At 40.9% G+C, this 24,533-nt stretch carries 28 protein-coding genes and 1 pseudogene; 27 read left to right on the top strand and 2 right to left on the bottom strand.

Annotation, left to right across the window (positions count from 1 at the left end):
- The first annotated feature begins 44 nt into the window (after window positions 1-44).
- From rlmH to ACTNBF_RS08355, 6 genes are all read left to right on the top strand, one after another.
- Window positions 45-524, top strand: a complete 480-nt coding sequence (gene rlmH / locus ACTNBF_RS08380) for a 23S rRNA (pseudouridine(1915)-N(3))-methyltransferase RlmH (protein WP_441089057.1) — start codon at window positions 45-47, stop codon at window positions 522-524.
- 150 nt (window positions 525-674) lie between these two features.
- On the top strand, window positions 675-1,772 hold the full coding sequence (locus tag ACTNBF_RS08375; protein WP_427806520.1) for a glycerol dehydrogenase: 1,098 nt from the start codon (window positions 675-677) through the stop codon (window positions 1,770-1,772).
- 250 nt (window positions 1,773-2,022) lie between these two features.
- On the top strand, window positions 2,023-2,580 hold the full coding sequence (locus tag ACTNBF_RS08370) for an ECF transporter S component (RefSeq protein ID WP_427806521.1): 558 nt from the start codon (window positions 2,023-2,025) through the stop codon (window positions 2,578-2,580).
- Window positions 2,568-4,079, top strand: a complete 1,512-nt coding sequence (locus ACTNBF_RS08365) for an ABC transporter ATP-binding protein (protein WP_441016999.1) — start codon at window positions 2,568-2,570, stop codon at window positions 4,077-4,079. Before ACTNBF_RS08370 ends, ACTNBF_RS08365 begins: the two co-directional genes overlap by 13 nt.
- Window positions 4,080-4,082: 3 nt before the next feature.
- Window positions 4,083-4,889, top strand: coding sequence for an energy-coupling factor transporter transmembrane component T family protein (locus tag ACTNBF_RS08360; protein WP_427806524.1), 807 nt, complete (start codon window positions 4,083-4,085; stop codon window positions 4,887-4,889).
- Between the two features lie 16 nt (window positions 4,890-4,905).
- Entirely contained in the window at window positions 4,906-5,652 is a 747-nt protein-coding gene (locus ACTNBF_RS08355; protein WP_427806525.1) for a DUF169 domain-containing protein, read from the top strand.
- Window positions 5,653-5,733: 81 nt separating this feature from the next.
- Here the strand turns inward: ACTNBF_RS08355 and ACTNBF_RS08350 are convergent, their stop codons facing one another.
- Window positions 5,734-6,492, bottom strand: a complete 759-nt coding sequence (locus tag ACTNBF_RS08350) for a hypothetical protein (protein ID WP_441089056.1) — start codon at window positions 6,490-6,492, stop codon at window positions 5,734-5,736.
- A 53-nt stretch (window positions 6,493-6,545) separates the two neighbouring features.
- On the opposite strand from ACTNBF_RS08350, the pseudogene ACTNBF_RS08345 reads away from it, so the two are divergent.
- The 21 genes and pseudogenes from ACTNBF_RS08345 to ACTNBF_RS08245 form a co-directional block, all read left to right on the top strand.
- Window positions 6,546-8,037: pseudogene (locus ACTNBF_RS08345) on the top strand (glycoside hydrolase family 65 protein); the annotation flags it as partial.
- Between the two features lie 126 nt (window positions 8,038-8,163).
- Entirely contained in the window at window positions 8,164-8,316 is a 153-nt protein-coding gene (locus ACTNBF_RS08340) for a glycosyl hydrolase family 65 protein (RefSeq protein WP_441089065.1), read from the top strand.
- A 248-nt stretch (window positions 8,317-8,564) separates the two neighbouring features.
- Window positions 8,565-9,137, top strand: a complete 573-nt coding sequence (locus tag ACTNBF_RS08335; RefSeq protein WP_441089055.1) for a CD3072 family TudS-related putative desulfidase — start codon at window positions 8,565-8,567, stop codon at window positions 9,135-9,137.
- 54 nt (window positions 9,138-9,191) lie between these two features.
- Window positions 9,192-9,752 (top strand): CD3073 family putative ECF transporter S component, encoded by a 561-nt coding sequence (locus ACTNBF_RS08330; protein WP_427806530.1) that lies wholly within the window; start codon window positions 9,192-9,194, stop codon window positions 9,750-9,752.
- A gap of 3 nt (window positions 9,753-9,755) precedes the next feature.
- Entirely contained in the window at window positions 9,756-10,631 is an 876-nt protein-coding gene (locus ACTNBF_RS08325) for an energy-coupling factor transporter ATPase (RefSeq protein WP_427806614.1), read from the top strand.
- Window positions 10,628-11,491 carry an energy-coupling factor transporter ATPase gene (locus ACTNBF_RS08320; RefSeq protein WP_441017011.1) on the top strand — a complete coding sequence of 288 codons (864 nt, stop codon included), beginning with the start codon at window positions 10,628-10,630 and terminating at the stop codon, window positions 11,489-11,491. The genes ACTNBF_RS08325 and ACTNBF_RS08320 overlap by 4 nt, the downstream gene beginning before the upstream one ends.
- The gene (locus ACTNBF_RS08315) at window positions 11,488-12,291 is read left to right on the top strand and encodes an energy-coupling factor transporter transmembrane component T family protein (RefSeq protein ID WP_427806532.1); all 804 of its coding nucleotides are present in this window, start codon (window positions 11,488-11,490) and stop codon (window positions 12,289-12,291) included. Before ACTNBF_RS08320 ends, ACTNBF_RS08315 begins: the two co-directional genes overlap by 4 nt.
- Before the next feature lie 101 nt (window positions 12,292-12,392).
- Window positions 12,393-13,235, top strand: coding sequence for a MerR family transcriptional regulator (locus tag ACTNBF_RS08310; RefSeq protein WP_427819816.1), 843 nt, complete (start codon window positions 12,393-12,395; stop codon window positions 13,233-13,235).
- 117 nt (window positions 13,236-13,352) lie between these two features.
- A complete protein-coding gene (locus ACTNBF_RS08305) occupies window positions 13,353-14,384 on the top strand; it encodes a dihydrodipicolinate reductase (RefSeq protein WP_427819817.1) in 1,032 nt (343 codons plus the stop codon).
- Between the two features lie 119 nt (window positions 14,385-14,503).
- Window positions 14,504-15,274 (top strand): peroxide stress protein YaaA, encoded by a 771-nt coding sequence (gene yaaA, locus ACTNBF_RS08300; protein ID WP_427819818.1) that lies wholly within the window; start codon window positions 14,504-14,506, stop codon window positions 15,272-15,274.
- 102 nt (window positions 15,275-15,376) lie between these two features.
- Window positions 15,377-15,925, top strand: coding sequence for a biotin transporter BioY (locus tag ACTNBF_RS08295; protein ID WP_441017017.1), 549 nt, complete (start codon window positions 15,377-15,379; stop codon window positions 15,923-15,925).
- Window positions 15,926-16,209: 284 nt separating this feature from the next.
- Complete coding sequence (locus ACTNBF_RS08290) at window positions 16,210-17,034, top strand: NYN domain-containing protein (RefSeq protein WP_427806535.1); 825 nt, start codon at window positions 16,210-16,212, stop codon at window positions 17,032-17,034.
- A 5-nt stretch (window positions 17,035-17,039) separates the two neighbouring features.
- A complete protein-coding gene (locus ACTNBF_RS08285) occupies window positions 17,040-17,795 on the top strand; it encodes a hypothetical protein (RefSeq protein ID WP_441017019.1) in 756 nt (251 codons plus the stop codon).
- 43 nt (window positions 17,796-17,838) lie between these two features.
- Complete coding sequence (yqfC, locus tag ACTNBF_RS08280; RefSeq protein ID WP_441089054.1) at window positions 17,839-18,144, top strand: sporulation protein YqfC; 306 nt, start codon at window positions 17,839-17,841, stop codon at window positions 18,142-18,144.
- 20 nt (window positions 18,145-18,164) lie between these two features.
- Entirely contained in the window at window positions 18,165-19,430 is a 1,266-nt protein-coding gene (gene yqfD / locus ACTNBF_RS08275) for a sporulation protein YqfD (protein ID WP_427819821.1), read from the top strand.
- Window positions 19,431-19,433: 3 nt separating this feature from the next.
- Window positions 19,434-20,441, top strand: coding sequence for a PhoH family protein (locus tag ACTNBF_RS08270; protein ID WP_427819822.1), 1,008 nt, complete (start codon window positions 19,434-19,436; stop codon window positions 20,439-20,441).
- A complete protein-coding gene (gene ybeY / locus ACTNBF_RS08265; protein WP_427806542.1) occupies window positions 20,438-20,932 on the top strand; it encodes an rRNA maturation RNase YbeY in 495 nt (164 codons plus the stop codon). The genes ACTNBF_RS08270 and ybeY overlap by 4 nt, the downstream gene beginning before the upstream one ends.
- A gap of 28 nt (window positions 20,933-20,960) precedes the next feature.
- Window positions 20,961-22,628: a putative polysaccharide biosynthesis protein gene (locus ACTNBF_RS08260; RefSeq protein WP_441089053.1), complete on the top strand. Its 1,668-nt coding sequence runs from the start codon at window positions 20,961-20,963 to the stop codon at window positions 22,626-22,628.
- 55 nt (window positions 22,629-22,683) lie between these two features.
- Entirely contained in the window at window positions 22,684-23,058 is a 375-nt protein-coding gene (locus tag ACTNBF_RS08255) for a hypothetical protein (RefSeq protein WP_441089052.1), read from the top strand.
- A 46-nt stretch (window positions 23,059-23,104) separates the two neighbouring features.
- Window positions 23,105-23,326: a DUF896 domain-containing protein gene (locus ACTNBF_RS08250; RefSeq protein WP_427806546.1), complete on the top strand. Its 222-nt coding sequence runs from the start codon at window positions 23,105-23,107 to the stop codon at window positions 23,324-23,326.
- A 10-nt stretch (window positions 23,327-23,336) separates the two neighbouring features.
- On the top strand, window positions 23,337-23,864 hold the full coding sequence (locus ACTNBF_RS08245; protein ID WP_441089051.1) for a 5-formyltetrahydrofolate cyclo-ligase: 528 nt from the start codon (window positions 23,337-23,339) through the stop codon (window positions 23,862-23,864).
- Here the strand turns inward: ACTNBF_RS08245 and ACTNBF_RS08240 are convergent.
- Window positions 23,852-24,331, bottom strand: coding sequence for an S-ribosylhomocysteine lyase (locus ACTNBF_RS08240; RefSeq protein ID WP_427806548.1), 480 nt, complete (start codon window positions 24,329-24,331; stop codon window positions 23,852-23,854). The genes ACTNBF_RS08245 and ACTNBF_RS08240 overlap by 13 nt on opposite strands.
- Window positions 24,332-24,533 lie beyond the last annotated feature (202 nt).

Raw genomic sequence — 24,533 nt, 5'->3', positions numbered from 1 at the left:
CTGCTATAATTAGTTCCGGACTATATGAAAAAGGATGGTAAAATATGAAAATTACGTTACTTACAGTAGGTAAAATAAAAGAAAAATACTTGAAAGACGCAATCGCAGAATATTCAAAACGGCTGAGTAAATATTGCAAGCTGGAGATCATCGAAGTGGCAGATGAAAAAACTCCGGATAATGCAAGTGAAGTTGTAGAAAATGTAATACGGGATAAAGAAGGAGAAAGACTTCTGAAATATGTCAAAGATGATACATTTGTGATTACGCTGGAAATTAAAGGGAAAATGATGACTTCTGAGGAATTGGCAGAGAAGATCGATACTCTGGGAATACGCGGAGTCAGTCATATTATGTTTATTATCGGCGGGTCGATCGGACTCGGGGAAGATGTGATAAAACGGTCGGATTTTGCGCTTAGTTTTTCGAAAATGACGTTTCCGCATCAATTGATGAGGGTGATTCTGCTGGAGCAGATTTACCGGAGCTACAGGATTATTTCGGGGGAGCCGTATCATAAATAATAGCAAGAAAATCTACTACAAAATTTGATTATACTGCCCAATCCTTGTCAGGTTTCTCCCTCTTTTTTGTACATTTTACACCTTGTTATTTAAAAAAATGAGACTATAATAGAGAATGTTAAAAGATTAACAAGCAAGGAGGCATTTGTAATGGCAAGACTTAGAATGATGCGTGCACCACAGAAATATGTGCAAGGAAGAGATGCTCTTTTCAAATTTCATGAAGAGATGAAAGAACTGGGAGATAAATGGTTATTTATCTGTTCAAAAAGTGGGCATAAGATGTGCCATGACAAAATTGAAAAGAGTTTTGATGGAACGGAGGATCTTCGCGTTTATGAAATCTTCGGTGGAATTTCCAGTACCGGTGAGATTGAAAGAATGCGTAAACTCGTAAAAGAGAATGGAATCAATGTTGTTGTGGGTGTTGGTGGTGGATCAGCAATCGATACTGCAAAAGCTACAGCATATTATGAAAAATTACCTGTTGTGATTGTTCCTACCGTGGTAGCAACGGATGCTCCTTGCACAGGACTTTCCGTAATATATAACGATGATGAAACGTTTAACAGTTATTTGTTCTATCCAAAGAATCCGGAAGCTGTCATTGTAGATAGTGATATAATTGCAAAAGCACCTGTGAAATTCCTGGTTGCAGGTATGGGGGATGCACTTGGTACTTATTTTGAAGCAAGAGCATGTGAAAGAACAGATGCGCCAAGTCTTGAATTTGGAGGAATTACCAGATCTGCAATGGCGCTCTGCAAGCTTTGTTATGAGACATTGAAAGAATATGGAGCAGCAGCAAAACATGCATGTGAGAATCAGGTAGTAACCCCTGCGTTGGATGCAATTATTGAGGCGAATGTATATTTGTCAGGTGTGGGCGCTGACAACGGAGGACTTGCAGTAGCCCATTCATTTTACAATGGTCTAACAGCACTTGGAGGACACAGTGCACCGCATGGTAATTGTGTTGCTTTTGGAACGTTGGTACAGCTTGTCCTGGAAGGTGCTTCAAAAGAAGAGTTCAAAGAAGTACAGGATTTTTGCCGGGAAGTAGGACTTCCGGTTACGCTGGAAGAAATTGGAGTGACTACCAAAGAAGAAATCAAAGTAATTGCAGAAAAATCTTGTGTGGAAGGAGAATCCATCCATAATATGGTAGCAGATGTTACTCCTGCACAGCTTTATGATGCGATTGTTGTGGCTGATTCCCTGGGAAGAGCGGTATTGCAGAAGAATTAATTGAAAGAAATACAGACGAAAAGAGAGGAAGCGCATTCAATATCATTAAGTAAAGATATTGGGGCTGCACTCCCTCTTTTTTCTCTGTTTTCAGCTTTACAGAGGCGTGTGGATATGAGTAACTTTACATAAAGATATGATTATATATAGATATATTCTATATATAAATAGAAATTAATAATTGGACTATAGAGTGCCGTAATGATATGATTTTTTATGACAAAAAATAATCATAAAGGAGATTAAAGGAATGGAGAAAAAATTCAACACAAAAGAAGTTGTCATTGTAGCTATGGTTGCTGCTGTAATTGGAGTAATTTATACATTGCTCGATTACGCTTATATGCCACTATCTGCTGTATTAGGAACTGTATTCATGGAACTTACGTTCGGTATTTATTTGCTTTCTGCTTCAGTGCCTATGTATCTGGTAAGAAAACCTGGGTTTGCAATTTTTGGGGGCCTTGTAACGGCTGGTGTTAACCTTTTACTTGGAAGTCCATATGGCTTACAGTTGGTTCTGGCAGGACTTTTGCAGGCAATCGGAATGGAAATTGCATATGCAATTGGAAAATATGACGGATCCATTAAAACAATGGTAATTGGTTCTATTCTTTCCGCAATATTGGTATTATGCAGAGATACATTTTTCTGGAATTCACCATGGGGCTATGGAATTACAGTTGCTATCGGAGTAGTTGTTGTTCGTTTGTTAAGCGCAACAGTTATCGGAATTCTTTTAGTTAAGATAATCGCTGCAGCATTACAGAAAACAGGAGTATTAAAAGGATTTGCATGTGTAAAATAGAGAATACAACAAATAAAAAAATTCTTGAATTACAAAATGTGACTTACACGTATGAAGGAGAGAAACTTCCAGTTTGGAAGTTTCTCTCTTGTGCCTTTTTTGAAGGAAAAATACATGCAATTAGTGGCCCAAGTGGGTGCGGTAAAAGTTCTATTTTGTATTTGATTAATGGATTAATTCCACACATGTATGAAGGAAAACTGGAAGGAAAGATTCTCCTGGATAATGAGAATATTACAGATATGCTTCCGCGATATCGTTGTGAGAAGATTGGGTTTGTAATGCAGAATCCGGAAAGTCAGTTTTGTACTTTTACAGTAGAGGAAGAATTAGCATTTGGAATGGAAAATCTAGGTGTTTCACAAGAAAAAATGGGAACCAGAATCAAGGAAGTGCTGAAATATATTGGAATGCAAGGGTATGAAAAAACGGAATTAGACAACTTATCTGGTGGTCAAAAACAGAAGATCGCCATTGCTTCCGTTCTTGTTACAAAACCGAAAGTACTTCTTTTAGATGAGCCGACAGCAAATCTTGATCCGGAAAGCAGAAGGCAGATTTTTGATCTTATTGTAAGATTATCAAAGCAGGAAAATATTACAGTAATTATTGTCGAACACAATATTATGGAAATCATTGATGAAGTGGATTATTTTTACGCTCTTGATAAAGAAGGAAACTTAGAAATAAACTGTCAAAAAGGTGATTCGAAAGTTCTTGATTGGAAGAAAAAGAATTCTTTTGATTTTGAAATAAAAATAAAATCATCTATTATAAGAAAAGAATCCCCGATTGTTGAAATCAATAATCTTGCATTTGCTTATCCTATACCGGGAAAGAAAAAAGAAAAAGGAAAGGCCATTATAAAGGATTTTAATTTAAATATTTATAAGAATGAGCTTCTTGCTATTGTAGGGGAGAACGGTGTAGGAAAATCAACTCTTATGAAATTGATTTTTAAAGTGAATACGCCGGATAGTGGAACAGTGTCTATTTTGGGAAAACAATTAAAAGCTTATAAAAATAAAGAATTGTACAACAAAATCGGTTTAGTTTTTCAGAATCCGGAGAACCAATTTGTCACCAATACTGTTTGGGATGAAATGATGTTCAGCCTAAAAAGAATAAAAATCTCTAAAGAAGAAAAAGAACAACTTGTGCAAAAAATGTTGGAACAATTTCATCTGGAAGAAGAAAAGGAAAAAAGCCCATTTGTTTTAAGCCAGGGACAGAAGCGACGATTGAGTGTTGCCAGTATGCTGCTTACAAATCAAGAAATTTTATTTTTAGATGAGCCTACATATGGTCAGGACTTTGAAAATAGGCAGGAACTTATGAAAGATATGGAGAAACTTCTCGAACGAGGAATAACGATCGTTATGATTACGCACGACTTACAGTTGGTAAAGCAATATGCGACAAGGGTAGTAGAAATCAAAAACGGAACGATTGTGAAAGATGTCTCTACGTCAGATTTTTTTGAGATTAACAGAGGATAAAATATGTTTGCTTATATTGAATTAGATTCGTTTTTACATCGTAGAAATCCAATGATTAAACTAGTTGTGATAGCATTTATGACGATTTTGGTGTGTTTATCATACTATCCGGTTTTTCCGATTCTAACGTTTATCTTGGCTTTTTTTACTATTTGGATCGGTGGAAGGATTCCAATCGACAATCTGATTAGAAGATTATTCATGTTTATTGTCATTAGTTTTTTATTTATGCTGTCAATGCTAATATTAAGAGGATTTGATAATGAACCAGGAATCATATTAACTTTAGGGATTCTTAAATGGACAGAAAAAGACATTGTGCATGCAATCACTTTGGGATTTCGAATTCTTGCACTTGTTACAATGTCTATGGGATTTGTATTAACAACTCGTCCACGAGATTTAGTACTTAGTCTGATTATGCAATGTAAAATATCAATTCTTCATGGATATGCAACAATGGCAACCTATCGGTTCCTTCCAGAACTTCAGTCTCAGGTTGACACGATTCATTTGGCACAAGAAATCAGGGGGATTCCGTGGAATAAAGGCATTATTTCGAGATTTTCTTCCCCCTTCAGAGTAGCACTTCCCCTGTTTTGTGTTGCTGCAAGAAGAGGAGAACGAATAGCTTGTGCAATGGAAAGCCGTGGACTAGGAAGAGAGAATGAACGTACGTTTTATAAAAAAATCTGTATCGATAAAACAGACTGGATATTTTTAGCCGTATCGGTATTGATATATGCTACAATTGCATTTATTTTGATGAAATTGGATTTATTTAAGTTTAATATTGCATCAATAAAATAAAGGAGGATCATAAACTATGCCATACAATCATCCAAACATAAAATATGGATTACCACATGAAGAATATCCAAGAGAAAGAATCAATGAGTGTATTGATTCTTTAAAAGAAGTCATTGATTTGAAAAGAGAACCGGTTGGAATCACGCTTCTTTTTACAAAAGAAGACTATGAAGAATACCCAATTGAAGAAACAACTGTTGCAACTACATATTGCGTTATGGTAAAGCAGGCAGTTGTTCAGGAGAAAGGGATAAAATGTAGATTAGAGCATCATAAATGCGATGGTGCAACAACGGCTTTTGCATTGGAGGAGAGTACAGAGAAAATTGAAAGCGGTATGGAGTATTTCTCTTATAATTTATATTCATCAGTAGCAGTAGCGAGAAGAATGCGTGAAGGAATAAAGAGCCTTCATAGAATGCCTGTTTCCACCTATGGGCTTGCGATTGTACCACTTCGAGAGTGCACAAGAACACCGGATGTTATTATTGTAATGACGAACAGTTTGCAGACGATGCGATTGATTCAGGGTTATGAGTATTTCACAGGCAAGAAACCAATGATCGATATGGGGGCAATGCAGGGAATGTGCTCTGAACTGACAGTATCTCCATACCTTACAGGTGAAATGAATGTAAGTGTTTTATGTCCAAGTACCAGAATGCTTTGTAAATGGGATGAAAATGATATGGGAGTGGGAATACCGTTTGAATTGTTTGAAATGATTACGGAAGGTGTCGTGGCAACGAAACCAAATTACTAAAAACTAATCTGCAAAATCAAATGGAATGGGGCTGTCGGGATATCCGACGCCCCATCTATGCTTCACTAATTTATCGAAAATTTAAAATTTCAGAAAAAAACAGAAACTATTTATTTTTTTCATGGTAAAGCTTCCGGTACTTACTTTAAATGCATTCATAATATTTCTAAAGCTTGCAACCGCAGTGAGCAGATAACCGATAATCAGATCACCGTAATAACTTCCCAACAAATCAGATTCAATCAGAACATCTTTCATGCTGACGTATGCATCAAAAAATGTAATATCATAATCTGCCTTGAATACATCATATATTTCCCACGACCAGGAAACATTATTTGCAAAATAAATCATGACGATCATAATAATTACGGAACCTATGACCCCTTTCTTATCCAGACGTCCGCCAAGAAGTTCATATCCTTTCATAGCACAGATTCCGATGACCGCACCTGCTATTCCTGCAATGTATCCGAGCTTATAGATCAGTACCCACAGAATACAGCCAAGAAGCGAACCCAGAAAAGCTCCAACAAGACCGGCTACAAGATTACTTTTCCGTGCAATGACAGACTGCTGATTTTGCCGGAGCGAATCCAGAACTTCATCCTTGCATTTCTGACAAAGATTATGTGGCCTGTCATTAATCTCATAACAATCTACAGGTTCTGCGAATGTTCCGCAGTACTCACATCCTGAGGTATATTGATTGCTAATTAGATAATCAATTACAGGATTGATGAATGTATTCAATATGTCCGGAGCATTTTTAGAATGTGCAGGTCCTTTGAATTGCAACAGAAGATACTTATCATATGCAGTTGCTTCTGTGATGAGCACTGATGATTGGCTGATCCTGCAGGAAAACTATAATCCAGAACAGAACCTAAAATATGAAAGTCTGTTTACCATCTATTACCGCGAATGAGAGTCTTGGTGAAAGTGGCATTTATATGGAGGTGGAAACCAGAAACAGGCATTTTCACGTGGGAGTCGGATGCTTTATAGAAGCGTATTGTGATGGAAAAAATATACTTCGTAACCGTATATTCCATGCTTTTGGAGAACAGGCAGTTGAATTTGCGGATTTTAAAGCAGAAGAAGGAAGATGTGTGGAACTTGTAAAATTCGTTTCCATGTATACGGAAATGGGCTGTCCGGAAGAAACGCTGCAGGAAGCAGTTTATAGAGAACTGAGTGGATTTGAGAAAGAGGGATATAGTGCAGAACTTTCCCGCCATTTAGAAGTATACGAGCGCATGTGGCAGCAGGCAGATGTACGAATTGTAGGTGACTGGGAGCTGGATCGGGCAGTCCGTTTCAATATTTTCCATTTGATGAGTACGGGAAATAAACGATGTGATCGTGTAAATTTGGGAGCCAAGCTGCTGTCAGGCGAAGAGTACGGCGGACATGCTTTCTGGGATACAGAACTTTTTATGCTTCCTTATTTCGCCTTTGTTTTTCCGAAAACGGCACAAAATCTAGAGAATTACCGATTTCATCTGCTGGATGCGGCCCGGGAAAATGCAGTTAAAAATGGTTTTAGGGGCGCACAGTATCCCTGGGAGTCCGCAGATGACGGTACGGAGCAATGCCCGGACTGGACGATCGAATCGGACGGGAACTGTACCCGATGCTATGTGGCGGTTTATGAGCACCATGTGACGGTAGCGGTTGCATACGGAATTTACAACTATGCAAAAATAACCGGTGATCAGGAATTCTTGTTTTCAAAAGGAGCAGAGATTCTGACAGAAACAGCAAGATTCTGGGCAAGCCGATATAACTACATACCAGAGAAAAACCGCTACGATATTCTTCAGGTTACCGGACCGGATGAATGGCATGAACCGGTTGATAACAATGTTTATACAAATTATTTGGCACGATGGAATCTTCGCTATGTCATTTCTCTTGTGCGTAAAATGATAAATGAAGATCGGGAAGCGTACATTTCGCTTATTCAGAAAACCGGCCTTACAGATGACGAAATCGAATTCTGGGATCGGGTGCAGCAGAATCTGTATCTTCCAAAAAAAAGGGACCAGACTTCTGGAGCAGTTTGAAGGATATTTTGATTTGGAAGAAGTGCTGATTGAAGAGTATGATGAGAATGACTGGCCAATCCGGCCGAAAAAGCTGAATGAAATGAGCAAGAGTCAGACTCAGATTATCAAACAGGCAGATGTGGTTATGCTCTTATATCTCATGGGAGAGGAATTTGACGAAGAAACCATAAGGGAAAACTATATATATTATGAAAAACGCACTCTGCACGGATCGTCCTTAAGTCCAAGTATTTACGCCATAATGGGACTTAGAACAGGAGATACTTCCAAAGCGTATCGCTATCTGCGAAGATCTGCATTTATCAATCTTCTGGATTTGCAAAAGAATACGAGAGAAGGGATTCATGCGGCTAATACCGGTGGAGTATGGCAGACAGTTGTTTTTGGGTTTGCCGGTGTATCGGTAGAAGAAGATGGAGTCCTAAGCATTTCTCCAAAGATGCCGGAAGAATGGGAGTGTCTTACGTTCCGGCTTCATTATCGAGGTGCCTGGCTAGAGATCATTGTGAATCATGATAATCATGTGAAGGTGACGAAATTGGACGGTGATCCGATTGCTGTGCGCATAAATGGGGTTGCTCACGAAATGTAAGAAAATATAGAAATGAAATGTCAAAGCTGACTGCCCGTGGAATTAAGAGAGATCATATACGTTGTTATGGATTTGCATTTCAGGGGAAGAAGGTTTTTAATGGGAAATAGATTTTTTCATAACTATATGGATTTATATCTTTTTTCGAAATATTGATAGACATTATCTATAAATGGAAGTGTATATTACTATTACCAATTGGACTCTTTATAGGAATCGTGATAGCATAGAGCAGGTGGAGGTATAACATGAAAAGACTGTTAATTGTATCACATTGTATTCTGAATACAGCTTCCAAAGTGGCAATGGATGAAAAAGAGCTTCAAGAGGAATACGAATTGAGACTTACATTGATGACAAAGGTAATGGAAAACGATATTCAGCTTCTGCAGCTCCCCTGCCCGGAATTCATCCTGTATGGCTCAAGAAGATGGGGACACGTAAAAGATCAGTTTGATCATCCGCATTTTCGTAAAGAGTGCCGCAAGATGTTAGAACCGGTTCTCATGCAGCTGGAGGAATATCTGAAGTATCCGGCTGACTACCAGGTACTGGGAATCGTATCTGTGGATGGCAGCCCAAGCTGCGGTTATGGTCTTACCTGCAGGGGGAACTGGGGCGGAGAATTATCCGGAAATATGGATGAAGTTTCAGTTAAGGTGGGTACTTGTAAAGGCGTGAAGGAACCGGGAGTATTGATGGAAATTCTGGAAAAAGAATTAAAAGAACGGGAACTTCAGGTACCGATTTACAATATGAAAGATACAATTCAGTTGTTAGACTCCGTTTCTGGTAAGGAAACAAGCAAAAAGAATTGTTGAAAAAACCAGAACAGTAACATACATCTATAGGATGAGAAAGAAGGAGAAACAACTATGAAAAACAGAAAAGTGTATGTAACAGCATTTTGCGGAGTGTGTGTGGCGATGAATATCGTTCTCGGTATCATTACAGCAGCACTTGGAATTCCGCTGTACCTTGATACTTTGGGAACAGTTCTTTCTGCAGCGATTCTTGGACCGGTTCCGGGTATGATCGTGGGATCATTAAGCAATATTATTACAGGACTTATGTACAGTGTTACAGATATTCCGTTCTTCCTTGTAAATATGGCGGTAGGTCTGGTCGTTGGTCTTGTTGCCAAGAAGTTCACATGGTCTATTATCCCGGCAATTGTAACAGGTCTTGCATTAAGTGTGATCTGTCCTGCAATCGGAACACCGATCGGTATTTATGTATATGGTGGTCTGAACGGTTCTGTATCAGATATGCTAGTTACAGCATTAGTACAGGGAGGAAAGAGTATTTTCCAGGCATCATTCCTGAGAAATATCGCTTCTAACCTGATCGATAAGGTTGGAACCTGTATTATCGGCTGGGCACTGATTAAGGCAATGCCGGCGCGATTCCTGGATAATTTCAAAAAAGAGCAGTAAGGAATAAGAATGATTAAGATAAAAGACTTAATACACAAATATACAGTATGGGAGTCCGAAACCGAAAAAAGCAAAAAGACAGTATTGGATGGGATATCATTAGATATCCCATCCGGTCAATTTGTGGCAATATTAGGTGCAAATGGTTCCGGTAAATCGACGCTTGCCAAACATCTGAATGTGCTTCTGTTACCGGATGAAGGAACGGTCTGGATCGATGGAAAGAAAACGGAGGACAGAGCAGCTTTATGGGAAATTAGAGAAAAAGTCGGTATGGTTTTTCAGAATCCGGACAACCAGATCATCGGAACCAGTGTGGAAGAAGATGTGGCGTTTGGGCCGGAAAATAAGAATCTGGAACCGAATGAGATCCAGAAAAGAGTGACAACCAGTCTGAAAGAAGTCGGACTTCTTGAAAAGAGAAAAGCCTCTCCTTTCCGGTTGTCGGGAGGGCAGAAGCAGCGGGTTGCCATTGCCGGTGTTCTGGCAGGTCTGCCAAAATGTATTGTTCTAGATGAACCGACAGCCATGCTTGATCCGAAATCCAGAAAAGAAGTTTTACAAGTGGTACATGAATTAAATAAACAAAAAGGAATAACCGTGATCCTGATCACCCATCATACGGATGAGGTAGTAGATGCAGATCAGATTATTGTGATGGACAAGGGACACATTATAAAAAAGGGAACTCCAACAGAGATTTTTCAGGATCTGGAGCTGCTTCGAAGCGTAAAAATGGATGTGCCACAGGTGACGGAACTTGCGCAAAGACTCTATCAGGACGGTGTTCCCCTGGAACTTCCGGTTCTGACGGAGGAACAGTTTTTGGAACAGATGATGAAAATAAAGAACCATATGGAAGGGGGAATCCGAAAATGATGGAAGTAAGAAATCTCACTTTTACATATGGGAAGAAGACTGTAAATGAATGCAAGGTTCTGGATGATATTTCGTTTGAAATCAGAGAAGGAGAATTGATTGGCCTGATTGGCTCTTCAGGATCTGGGAAAACAACACTGATCAAACATTTGAATGGACTTTTGAAAGCTGATTCTGGAGATATTCTGTTTCATGGACAAAGTATTTACGATAAAAAATATGTATTATCTAAATTGAGGAAAGAGGTTGGTCTTGTTTTTCAATATCCCGAACAACAGCTTTTTAAAAACACGGTGCTTGCGGATGTCAGTTTCGGCCCGCTGAATATGGGATTGTCGCACGAAGATGCGGAAAAATCGGCAAAAGAGAGTCTGGAACTGGTTGGAATTGATTCGGACTATTACTATGTAAGTCCTCTTGAATTATCCGGAGGACAGAAGCGCTGTGTCGCCATTGCAGGTGTTCTTGCGATGAACCCGAAGATTCTTGTTATGGATGAGCCTGCTGCCGGACTGGATCCGGGGACCCGCAGGAGTATTTACCAGCTGGTAGAAAGAATCAAAAAGGAGCGGCAGATTGCAGTTGTTCTTGTTTCTCATCATATGGAGGATGTGGCAGAATATGCGGATAGAGTGCTTGTGCTTCATGATCACAGGCTTGTAAGACAAGGAACGGTCAGAGAGATTTTCAACCAGATTGATTATCTGAAAAGCATTGGAATCGGTGTACCTCAGATCACAGATGTTACAGAGAAACTTCGTCTGTCCGGTTTTCCGATTGAACATGCGGCTATTACTGTGGATGAGGCTGAAAAAATGATTCTCGAAGTGCTTCAAAAAAGGAAAGGAGAGCGCAGATGATACGAGATATTACGATCGGACAGTATTATGCAAATACCTCGGTTGTCCATAACATGGATCCCCGTACAAAATTGATGGGGGTACTGGTTTATGTGCTTACTCTTTTTCTGGTGAAAAACCCCCTTCTGTACCTGGTATATCTTGGAATTGTTTTCGTATTATATCACGTTTCAAAGGTTCCGCTTTCATTTATGCTGAAAGGACTGAAGGGGATAATAATTCTGCTGATTTTTACGTTCTGCTTTCGCCTGATTTGTACACCAGGGAATGTAGTAGCAAAGTTCTGGATTTTTCAAATCACGGAAGAAGGAATCATAAAAGCCATCAGCCTTACCTCCAGAATCGCATTAATGATTCTGGGTGCATCTTTGTTATCCTATACAACAACACCAAAGGAGATGGCAGATGGACTGGAAAAAGCACTTTCTGGATTGGAGAAGTTTCATATACCGGTGCATGACATGACGGTGATCGTCATGATTGCGTTTCGCTTTATTCCGATTCTTCTGGAAGAGATCAACGTTCTTATGGATGCTCAGGCGGCCCGGGGTGTAGAATTTGAAAAATGCTCTGTTTTGAAAAAGTGCAAAAATGTGCTGACGCTTCTGATGCCATTATTCATGTCAACAGTAAGAAGATCATCTGATCTTGCGATGGCGATGGAAGCAAGAGGATATTCCGGAGATAAGCCAACTTCTAAAATGTACCCGTTGGTGTATCAAAAGCGGGACAGGATTGCATATGTTGTTTTGTTCTTCTTTGCTGTTCTGATGACCAGCTTACGAATCTGTCACGTCTGATCGAGTAATGATTCCAATTGGACAATCTTGAAACTCTGTAGTAAGATGAGAGTTAGAGGCAGTAAAACACGGTGTATTTTGTTTGAAGGAGCATCTGTATTATGAGAGAAAATTATCTTAGTATTGGAGAAATGGCCCACATTAATAACACAACAGTCCCGACACTCCGATTATATGATTCGCTTGGACTATTAAAACCATACTATACCGATCCAGAAACCCATTACCGATACTATGATATCAAACAAAACGCCCGCTTTGACATGATTCAGTATATGAAAGAACTGGGGATGGAATTAAAGGAAATCCGGGAAGTCCTGGATTCGGAAGATTTGCGTAAGATTGAATCGGTTCTTATCAGGAAAAGAGAACAGACCATACAGGATATCGAACATTTGAAAATCCAGCGAGATGCAATCGATCGGGCCATCGGCAGTATTGAAAGATACAGCAAATCTCCAAGCAGGGGAACGATCACATTGGAATATATACCGGCCAGGCGGATCTATTCGATGGATACGGATGTAAATTTCTATGATCATGATATCGATACATATGAAAAAATTCTCAAGCAATTAAAACATAAACTGATCGATCATGACGTCCCGCCGGTTTATTATTGCAATGCCGGTACTCTTATGAAAAAAGAAGATTTCATCCGGAAGCAATATATTTCCAATAAGATTTTTGTATTTGTAGATGAGCATTTTCCATTGATTCATCAGACAGAAGTGATAGAAAACAATATGTATGCCTGCATTTATCTGGATGAGTTTGATTCAGAAAAAGAGTATGCCGAGCTGCTGCTTAGACATTGTAAAGATGAGCAGTTTGAAATTACAGGTGATTATATTTGTGAAGTGCTTACAGAGTTTAACGTTTTTGATTGTGAAAAAAGGTCCATGTATCTGCGCCTGCAGGTTCCTGTAAGTTTCTCAAAATAGTACAAAAATAATTAATAAAATAATTTTAGAAACCTCCTTGACTCTCACCTTGCATGAGACGATATCATGTAAGTAAGTTAATAAGTGATGAACAATCAATCAAAGGAGGTTTTTCTTATGGAAAAAATTAAAGTTGTTCAGTATGGTTGTGGTAAGATGAGTAAATACACGCTTCGTTATCTTTACGAAACAGGCTGTCAGATCGTAGGTGCCATTGACACGAATCCGGCTATTGTAGGAATGGACGTAGGCGATTATGCAGGACTTGGAATCAAAACAGGAGTTTTGATCAGTGATAAAGCAGACGAAGTGCTCGATAATACGGATCCGGATATTGCGGTTGTGACTTTGTTCAGTCTGGTGAGTGACTGCTTCCCGCATTATATGAAGTGTCTGGAAAGAGGAATTAGTGTCATTTCCACCTGTGAGGAAGCTACTTATTGTTGGACGACTGATCCGGTTCGTGCAAATCTTCTTGATGTAACAGCAAAAGAACACGGATGTACATTTGTAGGAAGTGGTATGGAAGATATTTTCTGGGTAAATATGGTAGGCATGGTTGCCGGAGGATGTCATAAGATTGAGAAAATTGAAGGTGCTGTAAGTTATAATGTAGAAGATTACGGACTTGCACTTGCAAAAGCGCATGGAGTAGGACTGACTCCGGAAGAATTTGAAAAGCAGATCGCTCATCCGGAAGAAATCGAACCTTCTTACGTATGGAATTCAAACGAAGCCCTCGCTTCCAAGATGGGATGGACGATCAAGAGCCAGACACAGAAATGCGTTCCGTATTTCCATGACAGTGATCTGTATTCATCTACGCTGGGTGATACCATTCCGAAAGGAAACTGTATTGGAATGGCTGCAGTTGTAACAACCGAGACATTCCAGGGACCGGTCATCGAAACCCAGTGCATTGGTAAAGTCTATGGACCGGATGATGGAGATATGTGTGACTGGAAGATTACCGGCGAACCGGATACAGAATTTCATGTTGTGAAACCGGCAACCGTTGAACACACCTGTGCAACAATTGTAAATCGTATTCCGTCTGTATTACGTGCACCGTCCGGACTGGTAACAATGGATCAGCTGGAGGAGATTGCATATCCTACTTATCCGATGGAATTCTATTTGAACAAATAAACCATAAATGAAAAATCACCACCATATCAGAGCTTATACTCGGAAATGGTGGTGATTTTTTTGCAAAATTCTGTTACAATGCAAAAGAAAGATAAAGATAAAGGCAGGTATACATACCAATGAAGATTATCATTTCCCCTGCAAAACAGATGAAAGAGAATCACGATTTTATGGCAGCCACCTCACTCCCTGTGATGCTAGACCGCACGGAACGAATTCTCCGTCAGATGAAACAGTTTGACCGGGCAGAATTGAAGAAGCTCTTCCGCGCAAATGACAAGATTACGGAAGAGAATTTCCAGCGTTACCAGAATATGGATCTTAGAAAAGGCCTGACACCGGCTGTCCTTTCGTATAATGGACTTGCATTCAACAACATGGCGCCGCAGGTCTTTACGGACGGGCAGTGGGAGTATGTAAAGAAGAATCTGAAAATTCTAAGTGGGTTTTATGGAATATTGAATGCAACTGACGGTGTCGTCCCCTATCGTCTGGAAATGCAGACAAGAGTTGGAATTGACGGAGCTAAGGATTTATATGATTTCTGGGGAGACAGTCTTTACCGGAGAATTGCGGATGAAGTGAGAGAGGATGTATCAGAGGGAATAGAACCGATCATCCTGAATCTTGCATCAAAAGAATACAGTCAGGCTGTGGAACCATTTGTTGAAGCGAATATCCGATTTGTCACATGCGTCTTTGCAGAGTATTCCGGTGATAAATTGATCACCAAAGGAACGAAAGCGAAGATGGCAAGAGGTCAGATGGTCGCTTTTCTCGCGAATGAACATGCACAGGATCTGAATGTCGTGAAGCAATTTTCTGGTATGGGGTTCCGGTATAGTGAAGAACATTCTTCAGAAAAAGAAATGATGTTTATTCAAGTTTAGTTAACGCTCTGCAATTGTTAACTTTTATAGAATTATAGGTTGACAATCAGCCCGCGTTTGTATATACTGTGAACATACAAAAAGAAATGGAGGCATATTGATATGCAAAAATCAAAATTATCAGTTCAGGATATATGCAGTATTGCAATCATGGCGGCGCTGACGGCGGTTATGGCACAGATTTCGATTCCGATGCCGATGGGGGTTCCGATGACGATGCAGACCTTTGCGATTACACTTGCCGCTGTCATCCTTGGATCTAAAAAAGGTGCACTTTCCATTCTGGTCTATGTACTGATGGGAGCAGTGGGAATTCCGGTATTTGCGGGATTCAGTGGTGGAATCCAGAATTTGATCGGACCGACAGGCGGATTCATCATTTCCTTCCCAATCATGGCATTTATTATCGGAATCGGAGTGGAACACAAAGATAAAAAAGGAATGTTTACGTTGATGCTGATTCTTGGAACGGTTTCCAATTATGTTGTTGGCGTTATCATGTTCTGTATCATTGCGAAAGCGCCGGTATGGACAGGAATTTCAGCCTGTGTTCTTCCGTTTATTCCTACGGCGATTATTAAGGCGGTTCTTGCATCTGTGCTTGGACTTCAGATTCATAAAAGACTGGGAGCGGCATTACAATGGAATTAAGACCGCATCATTTATTATGCACGCAGGCATATAGCGGGAAAGGGTACAACGAGGAAAATGACACCGGAAATGCTGGAGGACATCTGTGAGGGGTGCAGCTGGTATCCGGTCAGTGCATGCCGTAGAATTCTTGTGGGAAAAAATGTCGAAAGATAGAATCATAAATTAAGCCGGGGACATGATTTTGGAATAGAATCATGTCTCTTTTTCTTATATATAAAAATTTATAGAGATTTTATGTGACTATGGTAAAAGAAAATGATAGAATAATGTCAGTATAAAAAATGAATAAGGCAGGTTATAACAGGATGGACAGTGAACTTAGATTCGCAATCCTTATTGATGCGGATAATATTTCAGATAAATATATTAAGACGATACTGGACGAGACAGCGAACAGCGGTATCGCCACATATAAGAGAATTTATGGAGACTGGACGAGCCCGAGGCTTGCATCATGGAAGAATGTACTTCTGGAGAATTCAATCATACCGATGCAGCAGTACAGCTATACTACCGGCAAGAATTCGACCGATTCGGCGATGATCATCGATGCGATGGATATTCTGTATTCCGGAAATGTAGACGGGTTCTGTATTGTATCGTCAGACAGTGATTTCACCCGTCTTGCTTCGAGACTGAGAGAGTCTGGTATGCAGGTGATCGGAATGGGAGAGGAGAAAACACCTCAGCCTTTCATTTCGGCATGCAATCAATTCAAGTATCTGGATCTGATCTGTGCCAGCCAGCAGGAAGAGGAAATGTGTGAAAAGGCAGACGACGCGAAGAGTACTGAGAAAGTTCATCAGAAATCTTCACAGAGCAAACGAAAGAAGAAAGACTTAAAGCGGGTACGAAGAACGATCAATGCAATCATCGAGAAGTTTTCTGATGATGAAGGGTGGATTTATACCGGGAAATTAGGAGATCAGCTTTCCAAGAGGATGCCGGATTTTGATGTACGTAATTATGGATTTTCCAAGCTCACACCATTTATTCGTTCTCTTGGGGATTATGAAGTTAAGAAATTACCTTTAGAAAATGGTCAAAAACAGATCTGCTGCAGAATCAAAACAGAGAAGCAGAAGAATGGAAAAGAAAAGGAGTGATTCATATGTTAGAGATTGTTTGTTTAATATGGCTGTGGCGTGTAAATGGTAAGAATGCCGCAGCAAATGGGCAGAGCCCGAGAAAATATCGTATTATGACACTTGCGCTATGGTTCGGAATGGAATTTACCGGATGCTTCGCAGGGGCGATCCTCATGGCTTTGTTGTTCCCGAATGATGATCCTTTCACAGGTGCGTTTATTTTAGGCTGTGTCGGAGCAGTGATCGGAGGATACATGTCTTATGTGGCAGCGAAGAATTCTCCGAAAGTGGATCAGACGTCACAGACATCCAATCCGTGGAATCAGGTACAGAACCAATGGAATCCTTCTCAGAATAACCAGGGCTATCGTTTAAACAGAGAGCCAAACGACCAGGATCAGGCGCAGAACCAGTGGAATCAGGCGCAGAATCCATGGGATGCCCAGCAGCAGAATGAAGCTGTAAAACAAAACCCGGTCAATGATGCCGACTGTCTGGAAATGCCGGCGACAATTCATATCATTTCAGAAAAGGGAGGATATGAGGGATGTCAGGATTCGTTTTTCCTTAACGGGAATCCGATCTGTATGCTTGGACCTGGAAGTGAGTATGCATTTTCGACGAATGTGAAAAAGAATACGATTACGATAGGAAGTCCGGTACAGCCCGCAGAAGACAGCGAACATTGTGTACGGTTCATCGCATCTGAGATGGGATATATTGAAATTCATACATCAGCAGGAAAAATGCTGCCGGAAAAATTCAAAAACTTCAAATAAAGCAGATATATAAAGCCAGTGACCAACATATATTTACAACAAAATGGTTAATGGCAGAACTATGAGACGGGAATCAGACCAGAATGGGAAAATGCTGGGATATCGAATTGCGGATGCGGCAAATATGCCGAAAGATGTTATGCTTGGTGTCCCCATAGTGACCATGACAGGGCAGTTGGAAGTAAACGTTGAGAATTATCGCGGGATTCTGGAGTATACAGATATCCTGATCCGCATAAAGAGTAAATGCGGACAGATTAGGATCACCGGAAAAAATCTTCAGATTGCTTATTACACAAATGACGAGATGAAAATCACGGGACGAGTGGAGAAGGTTGAGTATCTATAGCAGAAAGGGCTGAAAAGTGTATGCTGATTGCCGTTTTACAATATATTTCCGGATATCTCAGAATCAGGGTGGAAGGATATTCGCCGGAGCGTTTCATCAATCTCTGCAGTTATCATGGAATCTATCTATGGAATTTAAAACCGTGCGGACACGCATACGAAATGAATATCAGTGTCCGTGGATTTCGCGAATTAAAGCCTGTTATACGCAAAACGAGAACGAAGGTTGTGATCATGGAGCGGGCAGGCTTTCCTTTTTTTTTACACAAATACCGAAAACGGAAGCTGTTTTTCGGTGGAATCTTCTTCTGTATTATCTTTGTTTATGTCATGTCGCTTTTTGTATGGAATATCCATATCGACGGGAATCTTTCGCGGACAGACGAGACCATGCTGGAATTTTTGGAATCAGAAGGAATCTACCATGGAATGTTAAAATCGAAAGTAGACTGTGACCAGATTGTTAGGGATATCCGGAAGGAATACGATAATGTAATCTGGGCGTCGGCATATGTAACCGGAACACGTCTCATGATCCGTGTGAAAGAAAATACAGACCGGGTCATGGAGGAAACAGAAGACTCTGAGCTGGATCGTGCAAATGGACAGCCGGCAGATATTATTGCGGAAAAGGACGGAATCATTCTTGAAATCATAACGCGGGAAGGTGTTCCAATGGTTCACGAGGGAGATTCGGTACAAAAAGGAGATATCCTTGTGAGTGGTACAGTTGAAATTCTTAATGATGCAAAAGAAGTCATTGGATATCAGTACCATCAGGCTGATGCTGATATTACTGCGCAAACAGTATATTCCTATGAAGACAGTCTGCCGATCACTTATGAGATAAAAAAAAGGACAGGAAATAAGAAATATGTATGTTGGATAGAAACGGATCAGTATTTATTCAAACTGGGAACCGGAAAGAATGAATTTGCACACAAAACATATACTACACTTGAGAAGCGTTTTTGTATTGGTGAACATTTCTGGCTTCCTGTCACTTTGGGCATGGATGTGATCGAGGAATATCAGCCGCTCAATAAAAAACATCAGGAAAAAGAGTATCAGGAAAAATTGTCTGCTGATTTTCAAAAATTCTGTCTTAATTTAGAGAAAAAAGGGGTTCAAATTTTGGAGAATAATGTTAAAATATACAGTGATACTGCGCGTGCATCTGCCAGGGGTACTCTGACACTTGCAGAAACAATTGGCTCGAAACACCTGACTGCAAAAAAGGAGCTGCCATCAAGTGATGCTAAAGATACGCAACAGGAAGGAAATTGAGATATGGGAATTCTTGAGACTGAAATCGAGATACCGGCAGAACACGAACGGAATGTCTTCGGACAGTTCGATGTTTTTGCCAAAAAGATAGAACGTACATTACATGTGACGTTAATCGCACGAGACGGAAAAGTGAAGATTCTTGGTGATGAGCGTAATGTAGAACGTGCAGAGAGGACACTTACCCAGCTTACAGAATTGTCTCGCCGCGGGAATGTTATACAGGAACAGAATGTAGACTATACCCTATCACTGACAATGGATGACAGCACCGAAAGTGTCCTGGAGATTGACAAAGATCTAATCTGTTATACACTTCAGGGTAAGCCGATCAAACCGAAAACGCTTGGACAGAAGAAATATGTAGATGCCATTCGGGAAGATATGATTACCTTTGGTCTGGGCCCTGCAGGAACAGGAAAGACTTATCTTGCGATGGCAATGGCAATCACCGCATTTAAGCAGAATGAAGTGGGCAGGATCATTCTGACGCGGCCTGCAATCGAAGCTGGTGAGAAGCTTGGCTTCCTTCCGGGAGATCTGCAGAGTAAGATCGATCCCTACCTGCGTCCACTTTATGACGCATTGTACCAGATCATGGGTGCGGAGAGTTTTCAGAAGAATTCGGAGAAAGGCTTGATCGAAGTTGCACCGCTTGCCTACATGCGTGGAAGAACACTGGATAATGCGTTTATTATTCTGGATGAGGCACAGAATACAACTCCGGCTCAGATGAAAATGTTCCTCACACGAATCGGTTTTGGCTCCAAAGTGGTGATTACCGGTGATTCGACACAGAAAGATCTTCCATCCGGTCAGACATCCGGTCTGGATGTGGCAATCAACGTAGTAAAGAATATCGATGGAATTTCCATCTGTCAGTTGACCAGCCGAGATGTTGTTCGGCATCCTCTGGTACAGAAGATCGTCAAAGCATATGAAGATTATGAACAGAAAACGGAACTTAAGAAAAAGAGAAGCAAGGACAGAAGGAAACGGTACGAAAGATGAGAATTTATTTAGAAAATGAAGGAGATCTGGAATTGGATCTCAATTATCAGGAAGTCGCCCAAAGAGTCGGGGATGCCGTCCTGGATTATGAACAGTGTCCGTATGAATCCGAAGTGGAGCTCCTTTTGACCATGGATGAAGAGATCCGTGAGATGAACCGGGAATTCCGGGATATAGACCGTGCAACAGACGTACTCTCTTTCCCGATGATCGCATATGAGTCTCCCGCGGATTTTGCATTTCTGGAAGAAGATGAGAGTTGTTTTGATCCGGACACCGGAGAACTGATGCTTGGAAACATTGTCATTTCCAAACAGAAAGTGGTCGAGCAGGCAGAAGAATACGGACATACAGTCGAGCGGGAATATGCATTTCTTATCGCGCACAGTATGCTTCATTTACTGGGGTACGATCACATGGAAGAAGAGGAACGTGCGGTGATGGAGAAGAAACAGCGGGAAATTCTCGACGGACTGGGAATAACCCGATAATCTGGAAATGAGATAAATGAGGTGCTATATGGCAAAAAAGAAACAATCGAAAGGCGGAGGATTTCTTGCACAAGGAATCATCCTTGCATCGGCAGGTATCATCACAAAAATCATAGGTTTCATATACCGGATCCCGATGCTGAATTTTATGGGGCTCGATGGACAGGGATATTACGATATCGCTTTCCAGGTCTACACAATTGCTCTTACAATATCATCCTACAGCTTACCGCTCGCTGTTTCCAAGCTGGTTTCTGCCAGAATGGCAAAAGGAGAAAGAAAAAATGCATATCGTGTTTTCAAGGCAGCTATGCTTTTTGCCTTTGTGGCAGGAGGATTGATCACACTGGTCGTACTATTAGGGGCAGATACGATTGCAACAAATATTATGGGGGCGAAGCTCAGTTCCTATGCACTTAAGGTACTGGCACCCGGACTTTTGATCGTATCGATCATGGGTGTACTGCGAGGATATTTTCAGGGACTCGGAACCATGATTCCGACTGCACTTTCCCAGATACTCGAGCAGATCGTGAATGCGGTAGTCAGCGTTGTCGGTGCTGCGATGCTTTTGAAGTATGGAGAAAGTGTAGCAAAGACCCAGGGCAACGAACTTCTGGCGGCTGCATATTCTTCGGCAGGCGGTACCCTTGGTACCGTGGCAGGTGCTCTGATGGGCCTTGTATTTCTGGGATTCAGTTATTGTGCTTATAAGTCTATTCAGAAGAAACAGCTTCGCATGGACCGATCAAAGCACACTGAGGATTATAAGACGATCTTCAAGTTGTTGCTTCTTACGATCGCACCTGTCATCTTGAGTACGACCGTATATAATTTAAGTAATGTCGTTGACAGTGCCATGTTCAACAAGATTATGACAGCGCAGGGATTTTCGGAAAAAGAATGTGTTACCTTACTTGGTAAATTAGGTCAGTATTATACTTTATTCAATGTTCCTCTTGCCGTCGCAAATGCGCTTGGATCTTCCATGATTCCGGGGCTGGTCCGTGCGTATGAGAGCCATGAGCGCAAACTGGTACATAACCGGATTTATATGGCGGCCAGATATACGATGCTGATTGCAATCCCAAGTGCGGTTGGATTCTTTGTACTCGGAGAACCGATCATGAATTTCATCTGGCCGAGCGTGGATAATTCGATGCAGAACATGATCTGGAAGATCGGTGCGATCTCGCTGATTTTCTATTCACTTTCCACCATTACAAATGCCGTACTTCAGGGACTGAACCGAATGATGAAACCGGTGAAGAATGCAACGGTGTCTTTGATCCTTCATCTGGTCTCCCTGTTTATCATGATGGTCGTATTTAAGTGGGGACTTTATGCAGTGATTGTAAGCAAGATCGTTTTCTCGCTTAGCATGTGTATCATGAATTCGCATGATATCCGTGAAGCATGCGGATATGTTCAGGAACGCCAGCGAACCTTTGTGATTCCGGGAATCGCAGCCGGTATCATGGGAATCGCGGCATACCTCGCACACTTGATACTCGATATTTTTGTTGGCGGAAGATTTGCGACGTTAGTTGCACTGTTCACGGCTGTGATTGTCTATGCCGTGTGCCTGCTGAAAATGGGAGGACTTACGGAAGATGAACTTTTATCCATGCCGAAAGGCGCAACACTGATCAGCATTTGCCGTAAACTTCATTTATTGAACGACAGTGCATACTAAGATTGTATAATTCTGTGAAAATGGTTGATACTGTATACAAAAAGGAGTTGTCCTTATGGGGAAAAAATATGGTATTGGCCTTTTCACAATCGCTTTAGTTCTTATGGCTGTGGTCACTTACGGATATCGGGCAGAATATCGATATTCTCAGGAACTTGTGGAAGAAGGGGAAAAAGAGCAGACTGAAAACAGTATCAGTCAGGAAAAAACGGTAAGTACACAGGGAAATGCTCAGAAAGATGAACTGTACTATCTGAAAGATTTGAACGGTTACGTTGTCGTCTATATGAACGATAGAACAACGGTTTATGAATATACAAATATTTTGATTTCTGATCTGCCCGATACGTATCAGAATGAAATCAAAAATGGAATGATCATCGAAGGAACGGAAAAACTCTATGGATTTCTGGAAAATTATTCCAGCTAAAGTTCGCCGGACCTCCGGATGACATAACAGAAAGGAACAAAAGAAAATGGATGAAAAAAAAATTGCCCGTATTAACGAGCTGTATCATAAATCAAAAGCAGAAGGATTGACGGAAAAAGAAAAAAAAGAACAGCAGATTCTGCGCCGTGAATATATTGAAGCATTTAAAATGAGCCTCCGGGGGCAGCTGAATAATATTTCGATTCAGGAAAAGGATGGAACAATCACAAACCTCGGAGAAAAGTATGGAAACAAAAAAGCAAATTAGGACAGAAATTTTGAAAAGAAGATCCGCACTTTCTAAAGATGAAGTAGCGGATAAGAGTAGAGCAATCTGCCGGAAAATTGTTTCCTGTGAGCAATTTGTACAGGCAGAGATCATCCTTCTTTATCTTGATTTTAATCATGAGGTGGAGACCGGTCTGATCTGGGATAAAGCGCAGAAAATGGGAAAACATGTCGCTGCTCCCAGGCTCATCGGCTCACAAATGGTATTTGCCCGGATCCAGTCGGAAAAGGACCTGATCCCGGGTAAATGGGGAATCCCGGAACCGAAAAAGAACTGCCCTGTTATCCGTGAACATGACAGCAGGACAGTTGTTATTATGCCGGGAGTCGCATTTGACTGCAGCAGGAACCGAATCGGTTACGGCGGCGGTTACTACGACCGGTATTTCGCCGGATATGATTCAGTTTATAAAATAGCTGCTGCATATGACCTGCAAATCGTGGAACAGGTTCCGGCAGAACCGTTTGATCTGAAACCGGACTGTATCGTGACAGAATCTCATATTTATGCAGGATAATGCAGTCTCTCTTCGGTGATATCATTCAGAACTTCATCGAGGTATTTTCTGGCAAGATAATTTGCCATTCTGAGATTCATATCCAGATAATTTCCGCAGTCCTTCGCACAGGAACCCGGTATATCTCCGGTATATTCTGCTATAAAGGTAAACATTTCCTTCATCAGTGGCACGATATCTTCGGATTCGTAATCGCCGGTCAGAAGGAGATAAAAACCGGTCCTGCATCCCATCGGACCGAAGTAAAGTGTCCGATCTCCATAAACTTCATGATTTCTAAGGAAGGTGGCACCTAAGTGTTCAATAGTATGAACTTCAGCCGTATTCATAACCGGTTCTTCATTCGGATTGGTCATACGAATGTCAAAGGTGGTCACAGGGCAGTCACCGGCAAAATCTTTCCTGGAAACGTAGAGCCCCGGAATCAGTCTGAGGTGGTCTATGGTAAAACTGGTAATTTTCTTCATGATAATCATTTCCTCCATATACATCATTTTGTATTCAATTATAACGTGGAATGATAAAAATAACAAGTAGGCGAACAGAGAACAAAAGAGAGGGTAGTGTCAAGTAATCTATGAAAAACTGGGCCGAAAAAAACAGGCTCAAACGAACCTTGAAAATTGCAAATATATAAGACGGAAGGCCCTCCGGGGGCTCAGGGCGCTG

Source organism: Bariatricus sp. HCP28S3_A4, from assembly GCF_052066395.1.
Classification (GTDB): Bacteria; Bacillota; Clostridia; order Lachnospirales; family Lachnospiraceae; genus Allocoprococcus.
This window is presented reverse-complemented; position numbering and strand designations above follow the sequence as displayed.